The 16,267-nt window shown below is 72.2% G+C and carries 14 protein-coding genes; 4 read left to right on the top strand and 10 right to left on the bottom strand.

Annotation, left to right across the window (positions count from 1 at the left end):
- Nucleotides 1–13 precede the first annotated feature (13 nt).
- Nucleotides 14–355: an anti-sigma factor antagonist BldG gene (gene bldG / locus ACH4DZ_RS15755; RefSeq protein ID WP_003975386.1), complete on the bottom strand. Its 342-nt coding sequence runs from the start codon at nt 353–355 to the stop codon at nt 14–16.
- Between the two features lie 80 nt (nt 356–435).
- Here bldG and ACH4DZ_RS15750 point away from each other — a divergent pair, with 80 nt between their 5' ends.
- Nucleotides 436–2,970: a DEAD/DEAH box helicase gene (locus tag ACH4DZ_RS15750; RefSeq protein WP_398287626.1), complete on the top strand. Its 2,535-nt coding sequence runs from the start codon at nt 436–438 to the stop codon at nt 2,968–2,970.
- On the opposite strand, the gene ACH4DZ_RS15745 is transcribed toward ACH4DZ_RS15750, so the two are convergent.
- The 7 genes from ACH4DZ_RS15745 to ssd all read right to left on the bottom strand — a co-directional run bounded on the left by ACH4DZ_RS15745 (nt 2,957) and on the right by ssd (nt 8,349).
- Nucleotides 2,957–3,415, bottom strand: coding sequence for an Rv3654c family TadE-like protein (locus ACH4DZ_RS15745; RefSeq protein WP_398287625.1), 459 nt, complete (start codon nt 3,413–3,415; stop codon nt 2,957–2,959). The two genes, ACH4DZ_RS15750 and ACH4DZ_RS15745, sit on opposite strands and share 14 nt — an antisense overlap.
- Before the next feature lie 56 nt (nt 3,416–3,471).
- On the bottom strand, nt 3,472–3,870 hold the full coding sequence (locus tag ACH4DZ_RS15740; RefSeq protein ID WP_398287624.1) for a TadE family type IV pilus minor pilin: 399 nt from the start codon (nt 3,868–3,870) through the stop codon (nt 3,472–3,474).
- Nucleotides 3,857–3,994: a DUF4244 domain-containing protein gene (locus tag ACH4DZ_RS15735; RefSeq protein ID WP_398287623.1), complete on the bottom strand. Its 138-nt coding sequence runs from the start codon at nt 3,992–3,994 to the stop codon at nt 3,857–3,859. The genes ACH4DZ_RS15740 and ACH4DZ_RS15735 overlap by 14 nt, the downstream gene beginning before the upstream one ends.
- A gap of 218 nt (nt 3,995–4,212) precedes the next feature.
- Entirely contained in the window at nt 4,213–5,022 is an 810-nt protein-coding gene (locus tag ACH4DZ_RS15730; protein ID WP_398287622.1) for a type II secretion system F family protein, read from the bottom strand.
- Complete coding sequence (locus tag ACH4DZ_RS15725; RefSeq protein WP_398287762.1) at nt 5,019–5,873, bottom strand: type II secretion system F family protein; 855 nt, start codon at nt 5,871–5,873, stop codon at nt 5,019–5,021. The genes ACH4DZ_RS15730 and ACH4DZ_RS15725 overlap by 4 nt, the downstream gene beginning before the upstream one ends.
- 14 nt (nt 5,874–5,887) lie before the next feature.
- A complete protein-coding gene (locus ACH4DZ_RS15720) occupies nt 5,888–7,249 on the bottom strand; it encodes a TadA family conjugal transfer-associated ATPase (RefSeq protein ID WP_398287621.1) in 1,362 nt (453 codons plus the stop codon).
- The gene (gene ssd / locus ACH4DZ_RS15715; protein ID WP_398287619.1) at nt 7,246–8,349 is read right to left on the bottom strand and encodes a septum site-determining protein Ssd; all 1,104 of its coding nucleotides are present in this window, start codon (nt 8,347–8,349) and stop codon (nt 7,246–7,248) included. The genes ACH4DZ_RS15720 and ssd overlap by 4 nt, the downstream gene beginning before the upstream one ends.
- Before the next feature lie 559 nt (nt 8,350–8,908).
- On the opposite strand from ssd, the gene ACH4DZ_RS15710 reads away from it, so the two are divergent.
- The gene (locus tag ACH4DZ_RS15710; protein ID WP_398287618.1) at nt 8,909–9,745 is read left to right on the top strand and encodes an HAD family hydrolase; all 837 of its coding nucleotides are present in this window, start codon (nt 8,909–8,911) and stop codon (nt 9,743–9,745) included.
- Nucleotides 9,746–10,138: 393 nt separating this feature from the next.
- On the opposite strand, the gene ACH4DZ_RS15705 is transcribed toward ACH4DZ_RS15710, so the two are convergent.
- The gene (locus ACH4DZ_RS15705) at nt 10,139–11,005 is read right to left on the bottom strand and encodes an oxidoreductase (RefSeq protein WP_398287617.1); all 867 of its coding nucleotides are present in this window, start codon (nt 11,003–11,005) and stop codon (nt 10,139–10,141) included.
- 94 nt (nt 11,006–11,099) lie between these two features.
- Between ACH4DZ_RS15705 and ACH4DZ_RS15700 the strand changes: the two genes are divergently transcribed.
- Nucleotides 11,100–12,086 (top strand): ATP-binding protein, encoded by a 987-nt coding sequence (locus tag ACH4DZ_RS15700; RefSeq protein ID WP_398287616.1) that lies wholly within the window; start codon nt 11,100–11,102, stop codon nt 12,084–12,086.
- A gap of 99 nt (nt 12,087–12,185) precedes the next feature.
- Here the strand turns inward: ACH4DZ_RS15700 and ACH4DZ_RS15695 are convergent, their stop codons facing one another.
- On the bottom strand, nt 12,186–13,508 hold the full coding sequence (locus ACH4DZ_RS15695; RefSeq protein ID WP_398287615.1) for a hypothetical protein: 1,323 nt from the start codon (nt 13,506–13,508) through the stop codon (nt 12,186–12,188).
- A gap of 270 nt (nt 13,509–13,778) precedes the next feature.
- On the opposite strand from ACH4DZ_RS15695, the gene ACH4DZ_RS15690 reads away from it, so the two are divergent.
- Nucleotides 13,779–16,166 carry a bifunctional SulP family inorganic anion transporter/carbonic anhydrase gene (locus ACH4DZ_RS15690; protein WP_398287614.1) on the top strand — a complete coding sequence of 796 codons (2,388 nt, stop codon included), beginning with the start codon at nt 13,779–13,781 and terminating at the stop codon, nt 16,164–16,166.
- The last annotated feature ends 101 nt before the right edge of the window (nt 16,167–16,267 follow it).

Below are 16,267 nucleotides of genomic sequence, written 5' to 3'. Positions count from 1 at the left end.
GGACCGTGGCCGCTCAGTCGGTGGCCGCCACCGCTTCTTCGACCGAGGTGTGGATCGGGAACACCTTGGTGAGACCGGTGATGCGGAAGATCTTCAGAATGCGCTCCTGGTTGCAGACCAGGCGGAGCGAACCCTCATGGGCACGCACCCGCTTCAGGCCGCCCACCAGAACGCCGAGACCGGTCGAGTCGAGGAAGTCCACGCCCTCCATGTCGACGACAAGATGGAAACTGCCGTCGTTCACCAGCTCGACCAGCTGTTCGCGCAACTTGGGCGCGGTATATACATCGATTTCGCCACCGACCTCGACGACCGTACGATCGCCGACGGTACGGGTCGACAGGGACAGGTCCACGGATCCTCCAGCACCTTGCTATCGAGCGGTCATCCCAAGGGACACCTCGGCGGAGCCCCCGGGACGGTTCGCCAGCCGCGATGGCATTCAATCACTTACCGGCAGGCGTGCACGACGCCTTGGGCCCATTGTCCGTCATGCCAGTGACACACTCGATGCCGATGGCCAATAATCTCCGACCCGATCGCACCTCGACGGACACCGCGTCCCGCCCCTCGCCGGGCGAGATCCTGGACCGGCTGGCCTCTGGGCCGAGCCGGGCTTCGCGCATCACTCATACGGAGCACTTGCCCCCACGTGAGGGTCGCCATGCCGTGTGGCCCGACCGGATCCGCTCGGAGATCGTCGCGGCGGTGCAGTCCGCCGGTATCGCACACCCCTGGGCCCACCAGGCACTCGCTGCCGAGCACGCCCTGGACGGCGAGTCGGTGATCGTCTCCACGGGTACGGCCTCCGGCAAGTCCCTGGCGTATCTCGTCCCGGTTCTGTCGACACTCCTCGACGGTTCCGAGGCGCCGAACGGCCGCGGCGCGACCGCCCTCTACCTCGCGCCGACCAAGGCCCTCGCCGCGGACCAGCGCCGATCCGTGAAGAAACTCTCACTTCCGCTGGGCCACGCCGTACGTTCCGCGGTCTACGACGGGGACACCCCCGTCGAGGAACGCGAGTGGGTACGCCAGTACGCCAACTACGTCCTCACCAACCCCGACATGCTGCACCGCGGGATACTTCCCTCCCACCCCCGGTGGGCCTCCTTCCTGCGTGCCCTGCGCTATGTCGTCATCGACGAGTGCCACACCTACCGGGGCGTCTTCGGGTCGCATGTCGCCCAGGTGCTCCGCCGGCTGCGCCGACTGTGCGCCCGTTACGGCTCGTCCCCCGTCTTCCTCATGGCCTCCGCGACCGCCGCGGAGCCCTCCGTCGCCGCCTCCCGCCTCACCGGCCTGCCCGTGGTGGAGGTCGCCGACGACGCCTCGCCCCGCGGGGAACTGGTCTTCGCCCTCTGGGAACCGCCCCTCACCGATCTGCACGGCGAGAAGGGCGCCCCGGTCCGCCGCTCCGCCACCGCCGAGACCGCGGACCTCCTCACCGACCTGACCGTGCAGGGCGTCCGCTCGGTCGCCTTCGTACGGTCCCGCCGCGGGGCCGAATTGATCTCGGTGATCGCCCAGGAACGGCTCTCCGAGATCGATCGCTCCCTGGCCCGCCGCGTGGCCGCCTACCGCGGCGGATACCTCCCCGAGGAACGCCGCGCCCTCGAACAAGCCCTCCACTCCGGTGAACTCCTCGGCCTCGCCGCCACCACCGCTCTCGAACTGGGCATCGACGTCTCCGGACTGGACGCCGTCGTCATCTCCGGTTACCCGGGCACCCGTGCGTCCCTGTGGCAGCAGGCAGGTCGCGCGGGCCGCTCCGGACAGGGGGCGCTCGCGGTGCTGGTCGCCCGTGACGACCCGCTGGACACCTTCCTCGTCCATCACCCGGAAGCCCTGTTCGACCAGCCGGTGGAATCCACCGTCCTCGATCCGGACAACCCGTACGTCCTCGCGCCCCACTTGTGCGCCGCGGCATCCGAACTCCCCCTCACCGAGGAGGACTTCGACCTCTTCGGCCCGACCACCGCCGAACTGATGCCTCAACTGGAGGCCGCGAAGCTGCTCCGCCGCCGCACGAAGGCGTGGCACTGGACCCGCCGGGAACGGGCCGCCGACCTGACCGACATCCGCGGCGGAGGCGGCAACCCGGTGCAGATCGTGGAGACCGGCTCCGGAAGGCTCCTGGGCACGGTCGACGCCGGAGCCGCGCACACCAGCGTCCACGAAGGCGCGGTCCACCTCCACCAGGGCCGTACGTACCTGGTCGACGAGCTGCACCTGGACGATTCGGTCGCCCTGGTCACGGAGGCCAACCCGCCGTATTCGACGGTCGCCCGTGACACCACGGCCATCTCCGTCCTGGAGACGGACGTCGAGATCCCCTGGGGCGACGGCCGGCTGTGCTACGGCTCCGTCGAGGTCACCAATCAGGTCGTCTCCTTCCTGCGTCGTCGTCTCATGACCGGCGAGGTGCTCGGCGAGACGAAACTCGATCTGCCTCCCCGCACGCTCCGTACGCGTGCCGTGTGGTGGACGGTCACGGAGGACCAGCTCGACGCCGCCCGGGTGAACCCCGAGATCCTGGGCGGCGCCCTGCACGCCGCCGAGCACGCCTCGATCGGCATGCTGCCGCTCTTCGCCACCTGCGACCGCTGGGACATCGGCGGCGTCTCCGTCCCACTGCACCCGGACACCCTCCTGCCCACCGTCTTCGTGTACGACGGCCATCCCGGCGGCGCGGGCTTCGCGGAGCGCGCCTTCCACACCGCCCGCGAATGGCTCACCGCCACCCGCCAGGCCATCGCCTCCTGCGAGTGCGACGCCGGCTGCCCGTCCTGCATCCAGTCCCCCAAGTGCGGCAACGGCAACGAGCCCTTGCACAAGCGGGGAGCCGTGCGGCTGCTGACAGTTCTCCTGCAGGGAGCGCCGACAGCACCGGCGGACCGACCCGGGGAAGCTCCCCCCGAGGAGGCGCGGCAACAGGGCGGCGGGCAGCCGGACGCCGTCACCGAGGTCTAGCCCGCAAAGGGCTTGAGTCCACAGCCACGGGTCCGGGCGGGCCCGCCCGTGACCTGACCTCGGCCATCAGCGGCTTCCGTCCCGCCTCGACCGTGACATCCGCGATCTCGCCCCGGACGGCGCACCGTACGATCCGGGTGCCCTGGGCCCGTGCCACACGGTCCGCCCGGGCGCATGCCTCCGTCCCGCCGTACATCCAGTGGTCGGCCGCCGCGAGCGCCGCCAAGTCGGCCGCGCCGCCCGCACGATGACGGACCACCACCGCCTGTCCCATCACGAGCACGGCGCCGAAGACCACGCACAGCACCGCGAGCGCACCCACGGTCCAGACGGTGGCCGACCCCCGGTCCGATCCCGCCCCCGCCGCCCATGACCTCGTACGCCGCCCGGGGCCGCCCTTCCTCGCCCCTCTCGATCCGCGGGGCCCTCTTGCCCCTCCCGGCATTCTCAGCGCCCTCGCCGTCCCTGCCGCCCCCGCCATCCCCGCCATCCCCGCCCTTCTCACCGCACCGCCCCGATCGTGTCCTCCGCCAGGGCGGTCGCCTCCTGCGCGAGGTCGAGGGCCAGCGCGTCCGGGCCGGGGGTCTCGGCCTGGACCCGGACGTGCACCAGGTCGCCCTCGCGCCGGACGGAGATCGTGGCGCCGCTCGGCGCCGCCTGGCGGGCGGTCTCCAGCACCGTGCCCGGCGGTTCCTGCCGGGCCGCCGCACGAGCGCCCGCCCGGGCCGCGTCCACGCACTGGATCAGCGCGGCCGCGGCCAGCAACGCCCAGACCAGCGCCATCGTGAACGCGACCAGCACCGGCAGCACCACAGCCGCCTCCGCCGTCACGAAACCGCGGTCCCGGGCCGCCGAGCCCTCGCGCACACCCGCCCTCGCACCGACCTCAGAACTTCCCACTGAGCGCCCGCCCCACGATGCCCTGCAGAGCCTCGCGCACCTGCCCGCTGGTGAGCACCTCGTAGAGCAGCGCGGCGAACCCCACCGCCGCGATCAGCCCCATCGCATACTCGGAGGTGACCATCCCGGCATCCCTCCGCCCCGACCCGGCCCGTCCCACCCGGGCCCAGCCCTCCAGAACCCACGCCCATGCCCGCACCCGCACTGCCTTGCCCATCCGAACCCCCGTACAGCTCTGTTCCGTCGACCTTTGACGTTTGGCCCTTGACGTTTGGCCTTGGACGTCTGGCCTTGGACGTCTGGCCCATGACCGCTGACCTTGCTCACTCGTGGTTCCGCCCGTCATCCATCACCCCCACCCAGCACCCCGCTCGCCAACCCGAGCACCACCGGCAGTACGCCGATCGCGATGAACGCGGGCAGGAAGCACAGCCCGACGGGAGCGGTGATCAGGACGCCCGCACGTCGCGCCCGAGCCGTTGCGGCGCGCCCTCGTTCCGCGCGGGCCTCGAAGGCGAGGCGTGCGACCGGTACCGCCGCCGGTACTCCCGAGCGGCCGGACCGCTCCAGCAGCCGGGCCAGCCCCCGCGCACCGGGCAACGCGGCCAGCGCGCGCCAGGCCTCCGCCGGTTCACCGCCTAGCCGCACCTCGGCCGCTCCTCGCGCCAGCCGCGCCCCCACGGGCCCCTCCAGCGCCTCCCCCACCGCCCGGGCAGCCATGACGGGGCTGGCGCCCGCCGCGATGCAGGCGGCCAGCAGATCAGCGGCAAGGGGCAGTTGCCGCGCGGCCCGCACCGCGTCGAACTCCTCCGCCGACGCCGACTCCGATCTGCGCTGCCACCTCCACATCCCGAACGCGGCCCCCAGTCCCGCCACGACCCCGGCCGTGCCACCGACGAACACCCAGCAGGCGCTCAGTGCGCCGATCACCGGCAGCCATCGCCGCACCGCGTCACGCAGGTGCGGGCGCCGCCGGAAGGAGACAGGCTCCACAGCCGGTTCGCGCTCGTCGGCCAGGATCGTCAGCATCGCCTCAAGCCGACCGCGGACCTTCCGCCTGCGCCCGGCCGCTCCCAGGGACCGGGCGAGCGCCCACAGTCCCGTCGCCACGCACATCGCCACCCCCAGCCTGTGGACAACCTCCGCACTCATCCGTCCTCCGCTCCCCGTACGATCCGCAGCGCCCACCACAGGCCGACGCCCTCCAGAACCCCGCCGACCAGCAGGCAGCCGAGGCCCGCCCCGGTGTGCAGCAGGATGTGCAACGGGTCGGCCCCGAGCGCGGTGCCGAGAAGCAACCCGAGCGCCGGCAGCCCTGCGAGCAGCACAGCCGTCGAGCGGGCGCCCGCCAACTGGGCCCGCAGGTCGGCACGTTGGTCCCGCTCCGCGCGCAGTGCCCCCTCCAGCCGGTCGAGCCCGGTCGCGAGGCCTGCACCCCGGTCCACGGCGACACGCCAGCACGCGGCGAGTCCCAGCAGCCCTTCGGCCCCGGGCCGCCGGGCCGCGTCGGTGAGCGCGCCCGGCACATCCCCGCCGAACCTCGCGGCGGCCAGGACCGACGCCTGCACGTCCCCGAGCCCTCCCGAGTCCCGGGCGGCGCCCAGCAGCGCCTCGCCCGGCTGCCGTCCGGCCCGGACCTCCCCCGCGAGCGCCCCGCACAGCGCGATCACCGCGGCGGCCCGCCGCTCACGCACCCGCCGCGCCGCTCCGGCCCGTCGGACACTCCGCACCAGGGGCACTCCGAGCGCCCCCAGGACGACCGGCACCACGGAGGCTCCCAGGATTCCGACCACCGACCCGGCGGCCAGTGCCCACCACTCGCCCCGCGTCCCGTGCAGCCGCCGAAGCCGCTCACCGGTCCGCAGCGCCCACTTCCACGACGGCGGACCGGTGCCCACCGCCCCGGCGCTCGCGCACACCAACCGCGCCCGACGCGTCCCGTGCCCCGGCCCGCCCATCAGCCAGACCGCCGCTCCGGCGCACACCGCCGCCACCACCGACATCCCGGCGACCCCCGTCACAGCCCGACCCTCCGCTCGCTCACGCCGTCCAGACCCGTCACATCTCCCCCGCCGCCCACGTCACCCATGCCGCCGAGCAGCCCTCGCAGCCGCGCCCACCCACGCCCGTACGTGAAGGCCTCCGCGCCCCATCGCAGTGCGGGCACCGTCACGACCAGCCCCGCCGGATCCCGCTCCAGCACATGCACCTCGGCGATCCGACGCCGTCCGGCCCGGTCCCGTACGAGATGGAGCACCACCGACAGCGCCGCCGCCACCTGGCTGTGCAACGCGGCCCGGTCGAGCCCGGCGGCCGTGCCCAGCGCCTCCAGGCGAGCCGGCACCCCCGAGGCGGCGTTGGCGTGCACGGTCCCGCAGCCGCCCTCGTGTCCCGTGTTCAGAGCGGCCAGCAGCGCGACCACTTCGGGCCCCCGGACCTCACCGACCACCAGACGGTCCGGTCGCATGCGCAGCGCCTGGCGCACCAGGTCCTGGAGCGTGACGAGTCCCGCGCCCTCCTGGTTGGGCGGTCTGGATTCCAGCCGTACGACATGGGGGTGGTCCGGGCGCAGCTCCGCCGAGTCCTCGGCGAGCACGATCCGCTCGCCCGGCCCGACGAGGCCGAGCAGCGCGCTGAGGAGCGTCGTCTTGCCGCTGCCCGTACCGCCACTGATCAGGAACGAGAGCCTCGCGTCGAGCAGCGCGCGCAGCAGCCGGTCCCCGCCCGGCGGTACCGTCCCCGCGGCCACCAGTTCGGCGAGCGTGAACGCCCTCGGCCGTACGACCCGCAGGGACAGGCAGGTCGAGCCGACGGCGACCGGTGGCAGCACCGCGTGCAGCCGGGTGCCGTCGGGAAGCCTGGCGTCCACCCAGGGGTGGGCGTCGTCCAGCCGCCGCCCGGCCACGGCGGCGAGTCGCTGTGCCAGCCGCCGTACGGCCGCCGCGTCCGGGAAGGACACCGCGGTCAGCTCCAGGCCGCCGCCGCGGTCCACCCACACCCCGTCGGGCGCCGAGACCAGCACATCGGTCACCGAGGGATCGTCGAGCAGTGGTTCCAGCGGGCCGCTTCCGACCAGCTCCGACCGCAACCGCTCGGCCGCGCCGAGGACTTCGGCGTCCCCGAGCACCCGCCCCTGCTCCCGCAGGGCCTGCGCCACGCGCGCGGGAGTCGGTTCGCCCCCGCTCTCCGCCAGCCACTGCCTGACCCCGTCCAGCAGTCCCGTGTCGGAGGCCGGGCCGCCGCGCGGCTGCCCGCCTACGAGCGGACCCGTGCCCGGTCGGCCGAGCGTGCCCGTGCCGGTGCGGCCTCCGGAGAGGCGGCCCCCCGACGGCCCCGCGTGCACCGGATGTCCGCCACGCGACCCCGTACCCCCGCTCATACGCCCCCTCCGGCGACCGCGGCCCGCTCCCAGAACGCCGAGCAGAAGCGGGCGAGCGGCCCGCGTCCGTCCCCGCCGGGCGGAGCGCCCCGCTCCTGGGCCGCCGGCAGCCCCGTCTCCGCGGGCACTTCACCGATCAGGGGCAGTCCCAGAAGCCGGGCCACCTCCCGGTCGTCCAGACCTGGCGCGTACGGCCCGCGGACCGCGACGCGCAGGTCCCTCAGGACCATGCCGACCGCGGACGCCACCCGTCCGGCCGCCGCGACGGCGCGCAGCTCGGCCGGGACGACGAGCACCCCGAGGTCGATCTGGGCGAGGGCCTCCGCGACCCCTTCGTCGATCCGGCGCGGCAGATCGACGACCACCACCCCGCCGCGCCGTCTGGCGGCGGCCAGGACCGCGCGGACGGCCTCGGGTGCCACGGTGACGCAGTCGCCCCGGTCCCAGCTGAGGACCCGCAGGGCGTGCAGTGAGGGCAGCGACTCCTCCAGGGCTCCGCCGCCGACCCGTCCGTGCGAGGCGGCGAAGGCGGGCCAGCGGAGTCCCTCGACGGATTCCCCGCCGAGGAGTACGTCGAGTCCGCCGCCCAGGGGGTCCGCGTCGACAAGGAGGGTGCGGGCGCCCCGGCGCGCCGAGGTGACCGCGAGCGCGCAGGCGAGCGTGGACGATCCGGCGCCTCCGCGACCGCCGATCACGCCGACGGTGAGGGCGGGCGGCCCGACTCCCTCGGCCACGTCGGCGATGCGGTCGACCAACCATTGTTCGCCATCCGGCAGCATCAGGACGTGGTCGGCGCCGATCTCCACAGCCCTTCGCCAGACCCCCGGATCGTCCTGATCCCGACCCACCAGCACGACTCCGCGTCTGCGTGCGGCGCCGCGCACCCGGCGCGCGGCGTCGTCGCCGACGAGCACCAGCGGTGCCGTGTCCCAGCCGCCGCCGCGCTCCGGCACCCCGTGGTGGACTTCGGGCCGGGCGCCGGCCGCGGCGCACAGCCGCAGCAGGTCGTCCAGCAGATCCGCGTCCTCGGTGACGATCAACGGTCCGCCCTGCCGCCCTTCGGCGGCCGACGGCCGGTCGTGTGTGATGGCTCCCGCCACGCTCTCCAGCCCCCTTCGCTGCTTACCCGCGGAACCCCTGCGGTCCCGCGATTCCCGCCCAGCGCAAGAGCCGTCAACCGGCCCTCCATATGAACCGCCGATACGAACCGGCCATAGCCGCCGGACAAACGGAACCGGCCATGAACTTCCGCGAGCGGTACGCGCTGGAATCACGGTGCAGGGAAGCTGGAAATCGTGTGGATCTTGGTCGATAACTGTGGACAACTCGGCGCCTGTGAATATCGCCTTCACCCAAACCGGTGACCGTTGTACGACTTCCTCGGCGCGACGCCACAGCTACACACAGTGACGAATCCTGTGCGGAGACAGAGAAACGCCGGGCCCCGCAGTGCGGGGCCCGGCGCTCTCAACAACGGACGGGAAAACCCATCCGGACATGCGACGACCCCCGCCGGGGGGGAGAGCGGGGGTCGTCCCCACGGTTTGACTCGGGGGGGGAGGAGCCAAACCGGGTTAGCACGGTCGCGAACGATCCGTGACTTCCATGGTGTACCCGAGAGCTCTCTCAGGCAAACCCACACGTCCCACACTAGCCCGAATGGCGGGCGCATATGCTCAACCTGTGGAAAACCACTCCTTGCCTCGTACAGCGGCCTTCTTTGACCTGGACAAGACGGTCATTGCGAAGTCGAGCACGCTCACCTTCAGCAAGTCGTTCTACCAAGGCGGTCTGATCAACCGCCGGGCGGTGTTGCGTACCGCATATGCCCAGTTCGTGTTCCTCGCGGGCGGCGCCGACCACGACCAGATGGAGCGGATGCGCGCGTACCTGTCCGCGCTGTGCCGCGGCTGGAACGTCCAGCAGGTGAAGGAGATCGTCGCCGAGACCCTGCACGACTTGATCGACCCGATCATCTACGACGAGGCCGCCTCCCTCATCGAGGAGCACCACACCGCCGGCCGGGACGTCGTGATCGTCTCGACCTCCGGCGCGGAGGTCGTCGAGCCCATCGGTGAACTCCTGGGCGCCGACCGGGTGGTGGCCACCCGCATGGTCGTGGGCGACGACGGCTGCTTCACCGGGGAGGTGGAGTACTACGCGTACGGCCCCACGAAGGCGGAGGCGGTCAAGGAGCTGGCCGCGTCCGAGGGATACGACCTGTCGCGCTGCTACGCGTACAGCGATTCGGCGACCGACATCCCGATGCTCACGGCGGTCGGCCACCCCCACGCGGTGAACCCGGACCGTGCGCTGCGCCGCGAGGCCCTCGCGCGCGCGTGGCCCATCCTCGACTTCAACCACCCCGTGCGGCTCAAGCAGCGGCTGTCCGCGCCGCCCCGGCCGGCCATCGTCGCCGCGGCGGCCATAGGGGCGGCGGCGGCCACCGCGGGGCTCGTCTGGTACGCCAGCAGGCGCCGCGCGACGGTGAGCTGACCAAGGCCGAGGAGGCACCACTCCAGCCCCCTATGGGCCTCTCCTGGTTCACCCCTTCGAGCCGGTCGCCCGATTCGTTCATCTTTGACCGCAAAAGTAAAGAAGCGCGGCGAGGGGTTCCGCTTGCCCCGGACCAGGAGTACAAAGGGATTAACGGCCCGCGAGACCAAGGACATCCGAGAGGATCACCTTCAAACGCAACCGAGGCCCCACGGACCGCGCATGAACACCGGGCACCCACGCGACGTCGACCCGTCGATTACGGGCCAGCCGCACCAGGCGACGGGCAACAGTTCCCGACCTGATGGGCAACACTCCGAGGACGCTTGGTACCCCGGTGAACATGCCAGCGGCGGTACGGACTCCGTACCGCCGCACCTTTGTGGCAAGGACTTATGCGGCGCCTCGCTGCAGCGCCTCGCACACGGCCGTCGACTCCCTGGCGCCGAGTTCGACCGCTCTGCCGCAGTGGGCGATCCAGGCCGCCATCCCCTCCGGAGTGCCCGAGGCGTAGCCGTCGAGAGCGGCGGCGTAGGCCGCTCGGCCGAGTTCCGCGTGGCCGACCTCCGGCGGGCAGACCGACTTGGGGTCGAGGCCGCTGCCGATGAGGACGATCCGTTCGGCCGCGCGGGCGACCAGGCCGTTGTGGGAGCCGAAAGGGCGCAGCGCGAGCAGTTCGCCGTGCACCACGGCGGCGGTCACCAGGGCGGGCGCCGAACTCCCCGCGACGACCAGCCGCGCCAGACCGTCGAGCCGGCCCTCGACCTCGCCGGCGCCAGGCAGCGGAAGCCCGATCAGCGGCGGCCCGGCGGCGCCTGCCGCCGGAGTCTCCGTGGCGGGCTCCCCGTCCCGTCGCGGACGTCCGACCGCGTCCCCGTTGTCGGCGGCGGCCACCAGATGCAGCCTCGCCAGCACCCGGAGGGGCGACTGCCGCCAGATGGACAGGAGTTCGCCCGACTCGGCGGTCAGCCTGAGGGCCGCGCCCACCACCCTGGCCTGGTCGTCCCCGCTGAAGTCGGCCCTTCGGCGCACCTCTTCGAGGGCCCAGTCCGCGCCGGACAGCGCCGCGGATCCACGGGAGCCCCGCAGTGCGGCCTCTCCAGTGATCTCGTTGCTGCGGCGCCGCATGATGCGATGCCCGTAGACCCGGTCCACGGCCTTGCGCACGGACTCCACGGATTCCGCCACACCGGGCAGCGAGCCAAGCGCCGCGAGGGGGTCGGCGTTCGTACCTGTCGCACCCGCTCCTGTCGTACTCATGAGTACGACCCTACGCACCCCGGCCCGCGCCCCACGAACGAGTGGTCTTCTTCACGTCCGACGGCCCTCCGGGGCAGCGGCACCACTACGCTACATGAACATGAAAATTGCTTTCGTTGGGAAGGGCGGCAGTGGCAAGACCACCCTGTCCTCGCTCTTCGTCCGTCACCTCGCGACCACCGGATCGCCGGTCGTCGCGGTGGACGCCGACATCAACCAGCACCTCGGCCCGGCACTCGGCCTCACCGACGCCGAAGCGCGGAACCTGCCCGCCATGGGCGACCGTCTGGGCCTCATCAAGGACTACCTGCGCGGCTCCAACCCGCGCATCACCTCCGCCGAGACGATGATCAAGACCACCCCGCCCGGCGAGGGCTCCCGGCTCCTGCGGGTGCGCGAGGACAACCCGGTGTACGAGGCCTGCGCGCGGCCGGTGGAACTCGACGGCGGCGCCGTTCGTCTCATGGTCACCGGCCCGTTCACCGAGGCCGACCTGGGAGTGGCCTGCTACCACTCCAAGACCGGCGCGGTGGAGCTGTGCCTGAACCACCTCGTCGACGGCCACGGCGAGTACGTCGTCGTGGACATGACGGCGGGCTCGGACTCCTTCGCGTCCGGCATGTTCACCCGCTTCGACATCACGTTCCTCGTCGCGGAGCCCACTCGTAAGGGCATCTCGGTCTACCGGCAGTACAAGGAGTACGCGCGCGACTTCGGCGTCACCCTGAAGGTCGTGGGCAACAAGGTGCAGGGCCAGGACGACATCGACTTCCTCAAGGGCGAGGTCGGCGACGACCTGCTGCTGACGGTCGGCCACTCGGACTGGGTGCGCGCCATGGAGAAGGGCCGCCCGCCCCGGTTCGAGCAGTTGGAGGACGGCAACCGCCGTGCGCTGCGCGCTCTCCAGGCGGCTGCCGACGCGACCTACGGACAGCGCGACTGGGAGCGCTACACGCAGCAGATGGTCCACTTCCATCTGAAGAACGCGCAGTCCTGGGGCAATGAGCGCACGGGGGCCGATCTGGCCGCCCAGGTCGACCCCGCCTTCGTCCTGCGGGAGGCCGCGCCCGCCACGGCGTGAGCCTCACGCCACCCAACACGGCCGGTCGGCCGGCGACGACCGGCCCCCTCGGACGGCGCCCGGGTACCACCCGGGCGCTACGGCTCGACCCCCGGACGCTTACGGCTTGACCGCCGGGGCGCCCGGCACTCCCTTCGGGGCCGGAGCGGGGGCCGGCCGGTCGGACAGGAACGACGCCCAGTCCTGCTTCGGGGACTGGCCCACCTTGAGCGTGCGGAGCTTGTCGAGGGTCTCGGGATCCTGGGCGTCGAGCCAGTCGGCGAGCTGCCGGAAGGACACACACCGCACCTCGCGCTTGGTGCAGACGCGCTCGATGGTCTCCTCGATGGCCCGCATGTACGTGCCGCCGTTCCAGGACTCGAAGTGGTTGCCGATGATCAGGGGCGCACGGTTGCCGCGGTAGGCGCGGGAGAAGCCCTTGAGCAGGCCGTCACGCATCTGGTCGCCCCAGTACTCGTGCTTGTCGGGATCGCCCTGGGACGTGGTCCCCGACTGGTTGACCATGAAGTTGTAGTCCATGGTCAGCGTCTCGAACCCACGGCCCGGGACCGGGACGAGCTGCATCGACAGATCCCACAGGCCCGCCTTCTTCTTGGGCCAGACCTGATCGTTGACGCCGCTGGTGTCGTAGCGGAAGCCGAGCTCGCGGGCGGCCCGCATGAAGTTCTTCTGCCCCTCCAGGCAGGGCGTGCGGGCGCCGATGAGCTCCTTGTCGTAGTCGAAGGGCAGCGGTGAGCCCTTCGCCGTGCCGGTGTTGGTCTTCCACGACTTGACGAAGGACTTGGCCTGGGCGATCTCGTCCTTCCACTCCCCGACCGACCACTCGCCCACTCCGCCGCCGCTGCCGCAGAAGTGGCCGTTGAAGTGCGTGCCGATCTCACTGCCCTCAAGCCAGGCGCCGCGCAGCTGCTTCACGGTGTCCCTGATGCCCTGCTCGTCGTTGAAGCCGATGTCGGAGCGCCCGGGTGAGTGCTGCGGCGGCCGGTACAGATCGCGCTTGCCCTCCGGGAGCATGTACACGCCGCTGAGGAAGTACGTCATGGTCGCCCGGTTGTCCTTGGCCACCTTGCGGAAGTGCGAGAACAGCTTCTGGCTGTCCTCGCCGGCCCCGTCCCAGGAGAAGACCACGAACTGCGGCGGCCGTTGACCGGGCTTCAGCCGCGCGGCCCGGGGCAGCCGCGGCTGCGCGCCGGTGAACGCGGTGGAGCCGTCGCCGATCAGCCGGACCGGGTGCTTCGGCGCCGGAGCGCCCCCGGCCTTCCTGGCACCGTGCGCACCCTCGTCGTGCGCCCCGTCACCGTGGGACCCCTCGCCACGCGCGCCTTTCCTGGCGCCCGTGTCGCCGATCCCGCATCCGGCGAGCGCCGCGGCACAGACCGCGATGACGGCGACGCCCGTGGTGAACCTCTGAGTGGCGGCCATGTTCCGCCCACCTTCTTCCTTCGATCGGGACAAAACAGACGGCGAGGCCAAGATCGCAGGGGTCCCGAAAGGAGGCGGTACGACAAGCCGATCAAAATGACTAATCACTCTCCGGAGTGAATCAATGGACTATTTGCGCGATTTTTCCTGACACGTCCTTTACTCTCCATTACGATTCATTTACCGAGCGTTGATAAATCCCGCCGCTGTACGCCGTGACCCACGGCCGCGCCCCCAAGCGACCGCGTAGCCCCGGAGGAGACGGGAACCATGACTGCCTTCGTCCCCACTCGCACCGACGACTCTTCGCACACCCCGGACGAGGGGCGGCCGCACAGCCCCTCCCCGCCCGACCGCCGAACTCCCCGGATCCCACGGATCCCCCGACCCCCCCGGCTCCCCCGGATCGCGGCCGTCGACCTGTCGGCCTCGGTCGCCGTCTTCCTGATCGCCCTGCCCCTGTCCCTGGGCATCGCCCTCGCCACCGGAGCACCGCTGCAGGCCGGGCTCGTGGCCGCCGCCGCGGGCGGGCTCGTGGCCGGCCGGCTCGGTGGGGCGCCGCTCCAGGTGAGCGGACCCGCCGCGGGGCTCACCGTGGTCACCGCCGACCTCATCCAGAAGTACGGATGGCGTACGACCTGCGCCCTCACCGTCCTCGCCGGACTGGCCCAAGTCGGCCTGGGCTTCCTGCGGGTGGCCCGCTCCGCGCTGGCCGTCAGCCCCGCGATCGTGCACGGCATGCTGGCCGGCATCGGCATCACCATCGCCGTCGCCCAGCTGCACATCGTGCTCGGCGGATCCCCGAGCAGCTCGGTGGTCGACAACATCCGAGCGCTGCCCGCCCAGTTGGCCCACCCCCAGGTGGCAGCGCTGTCGATGAGCGCCCTGGCCCTGTCCGTCCTGCTGGCCTGGCCCCGCATCCCCGGGCGCGCGGGCCGGCTCCTGCGCATCGCCCCGGCCGCACTCGTCGCCGTCGCCGCGGCCACCACGACGGCCGTCCTCGCCGGGCTCACCCTCCCGAAGGTCGATCTGCCGTCCTGGCGGAGTCACGCGCTGGCCGGGCTGCCCGAGGGCCCGGCGCTCGGAATCATCGCCGCCGTGCTCACCACCACACTGGTGTGCAGTGTCCAGTCGCTCCTGGGCGCCGTCGCCGTGGACAAGCTCACGGCCAGACGGCCGGCCCAGCAGGGGCGCTCCGACCTCGACCGCGAGCTGCTCGGGCAGGGCGCCGCCAACATCGTCTCCGGCACGCTTGGCGGGCTCCCCGTCGCGGGCGTGGCCGTACGAAGCTCGGCGAACGTCCACGCCGGCGCCCTCAGCCGGAACTCCACGATGCTGCACGGCATCTGGATCACGGTGGCCGCACTGCTGATGGTGCCGCTCCTGGAGCTGATCCCCCTCGCGGCACTGGCCGCCCTGGTGATGGCCGTCGGCATCCAGATGGTCTCCCTGCACCACATCCGCACCGTCACCCGCCACCGCGAGGTGCTGGTGTACGCCGTCACCACCCTCGGCGTCGTCGTCCTCGGCGTCCTGGAGGGCGTCACGCTCGGGATCGCCATGGCCGTCGGCGTCGCCCTGCACCGCCTCACCCGCACGCGGATCACCCGCTCGGTGGGCCCTGACGGCGTCCACCACGTGCGCGTGCGCGGGCAGTTGACGTTCCTCGCCGTGCCCCGCCTCAGCCGGGCACTGCATCTGGTGCCGCCGGGGGCCGATGCCGTGATCGAGCTGGACGGCTCCTTCATGGACCACGCGGCGTACGAGTCGCTGCACGACTGGCAGAGCGCGCACACCAACCGGGGCGGTTCCGTCGAGCTGACCGGGCGCACCGGGGCGCGGCTCGCGGAACCGCACGCCAAGGACGACGACGGGCAGACCTCGCACTGCCACTGCCGTCCCTGGACGCCCTGGCGCAACCACCACTGCGAGAGCCCCGAGACACCGCCGCCCGGCGGGCACCGCAGTGGGCATCAACTGGCCAGCGGCATCAGCACGTTCCAGCGCAACACCGCACCCCTGGTGCGCGGCGAGCTGGCCCGGCTCGCTCGGGAGGGGCAGCAGCCCTCACAGCTCTTCCTGACGTGTGCCGACTCCCGGCTGGTCACGTCGATGATCACTTCCAGCGGCCCCGGTGACCTCTTCGTCGTACGCAATGTCGGCAATCTCGTGCCGCCGCCCGGCGAGGAGAGCGGCGACGACTCGGTGGCGGCCGCGATCGAGTACGCGGTGGAGGTGCTGCGGGTGCGGTCCATCACCGTGTGCGGGCACTCCGGATGCGGGGCGATGCAGGCGCTGATGAACACCGAACCGGGAGGCGCCCGGACACCGTTGAGACGGTGGCTGCGGCACGGCCTGCCGAGCGTGGAGCGCATGACCGCCGAGGACCGGCCCGGGACGCGGATCGCCGGACGCGCGCCCGCCGACGCCACCGAGCAGCTCTGTCTCACCAACGTCGTGCAGCAGCTGGAGCACCTGCGGGCGCACGAGGCGGTGGCCCGGGCTCTGGAGGAGGGGTCGCTCGAACTGCACGGGATGTACTTCCACGTGGGAGAGGCCCAGGCCTATCTCCTCACGGAGGCCACCTCCCGTGACGAGGAGGAGGGCGAGCTCTTCGACCGGGTCGCGGCGACCGCCCTGTACGACACCCAGGCCTGAACCGCCGGCCCGCGCGACCCCCCGGCCTGAACCGCTCCCCTCCCCCGTCCGTGAGAACGTGTGGCCGCCCGTGTCCGCGGGCAGGCCACACGCACACAGGA

The organism is Streptomyces sp. NPDC017991, from assembly GCF_044328075.1.
Taxonomy (GTDB): Bacteria; Actinomycetota; Actinomycetes; order Streptomycetales; family Streptomycetaceae; genus Streptomyces.
The sequence above is the reverse complement of the archived record's forward strand: the minus strand, read 5'-3'. Positions and strand labels throughout refer to the sequence as shown.

Coding starts and splice junctions, on each gene's coding strand:
- ACH4DZ_RS15690 (WP_398287614.1), top strand. CDS start 13,779: ATGACTGCCTTCGTCCCCACTCGCACCGACGACTCTTCGCACACCCCG.
- ACH4DZ_RS15695 (WP_398287615.1), bottom strand. CDS start 13,508: ATGGCCGCCACTCAGAGGTTCACCACGGGCGTCGCCGTCATCGCGGTC.
- ACH4DZ_RS15700 (WP_398287616.1), top strand. CDS start 11,100: ATGAACATGAAAATTGCTTTCGTTGGGAAGGGCGGCAGTGGCAAGACC.
- ACH4DZ_RS15720 (WP_398287621.1), bottom strand. CDS start 7,249: ATGAGCGGGGGTACGGGGTCGCGTGGCGGACATCCGGTGCACGCGGGG.
- ACH4DZ_RS15710 (WP_398287618.1), top strand. CDS start 8,909: ATGGCGGGCGCATATGCTCAACCTGTGGAAAACCACTCCTTGCCTCGT.
- ACH4DZ_RS15750 (WP_398287626.1), top strand. CDS start 436: ATGGCATTCAATCACTTACCGGCAGGCGTGCACGACGCCTTGGGCCCA.
- ACH4DZ_RS15730 (WP_398287622.1), bottom strand. CDS start 5,022: ATGAGTGCGGAGGTTGTCCACAGGCTGGGGGTGGCGATGTGCGTGGCG.
- ACH4DZ_RS15725 (WP_398287762.1), bottom strand. CDS start 5,873: ATGTCGGTGGTGGCGGCGGTGTGCGCCGGAGCGGCGGTCTGGCTGATG.
- ACH4DZ_RS15745 (WP_398287625.1), bottom strand. CDS start 3,415: ATGCCGGGAGGGGCAAGAGGGCCCCGCGGATCGAGAGGGGCGAGGAAG.
- ACH4DZ_RS15735 (WP_398287623.1), bottom strand. CDS start 3,994: ATGGTCACCTCCGAGTATGCGATGGGGCTGATCGCGGCGGTGGGGTTC.
- ACH4DZ_RS15705 (WP_398287617.1), bottom strand. CDS start 11,005: ATGAGTACGACAGGAGCGGGTGCGACAGGTACGAACGCCGACCCCCTC.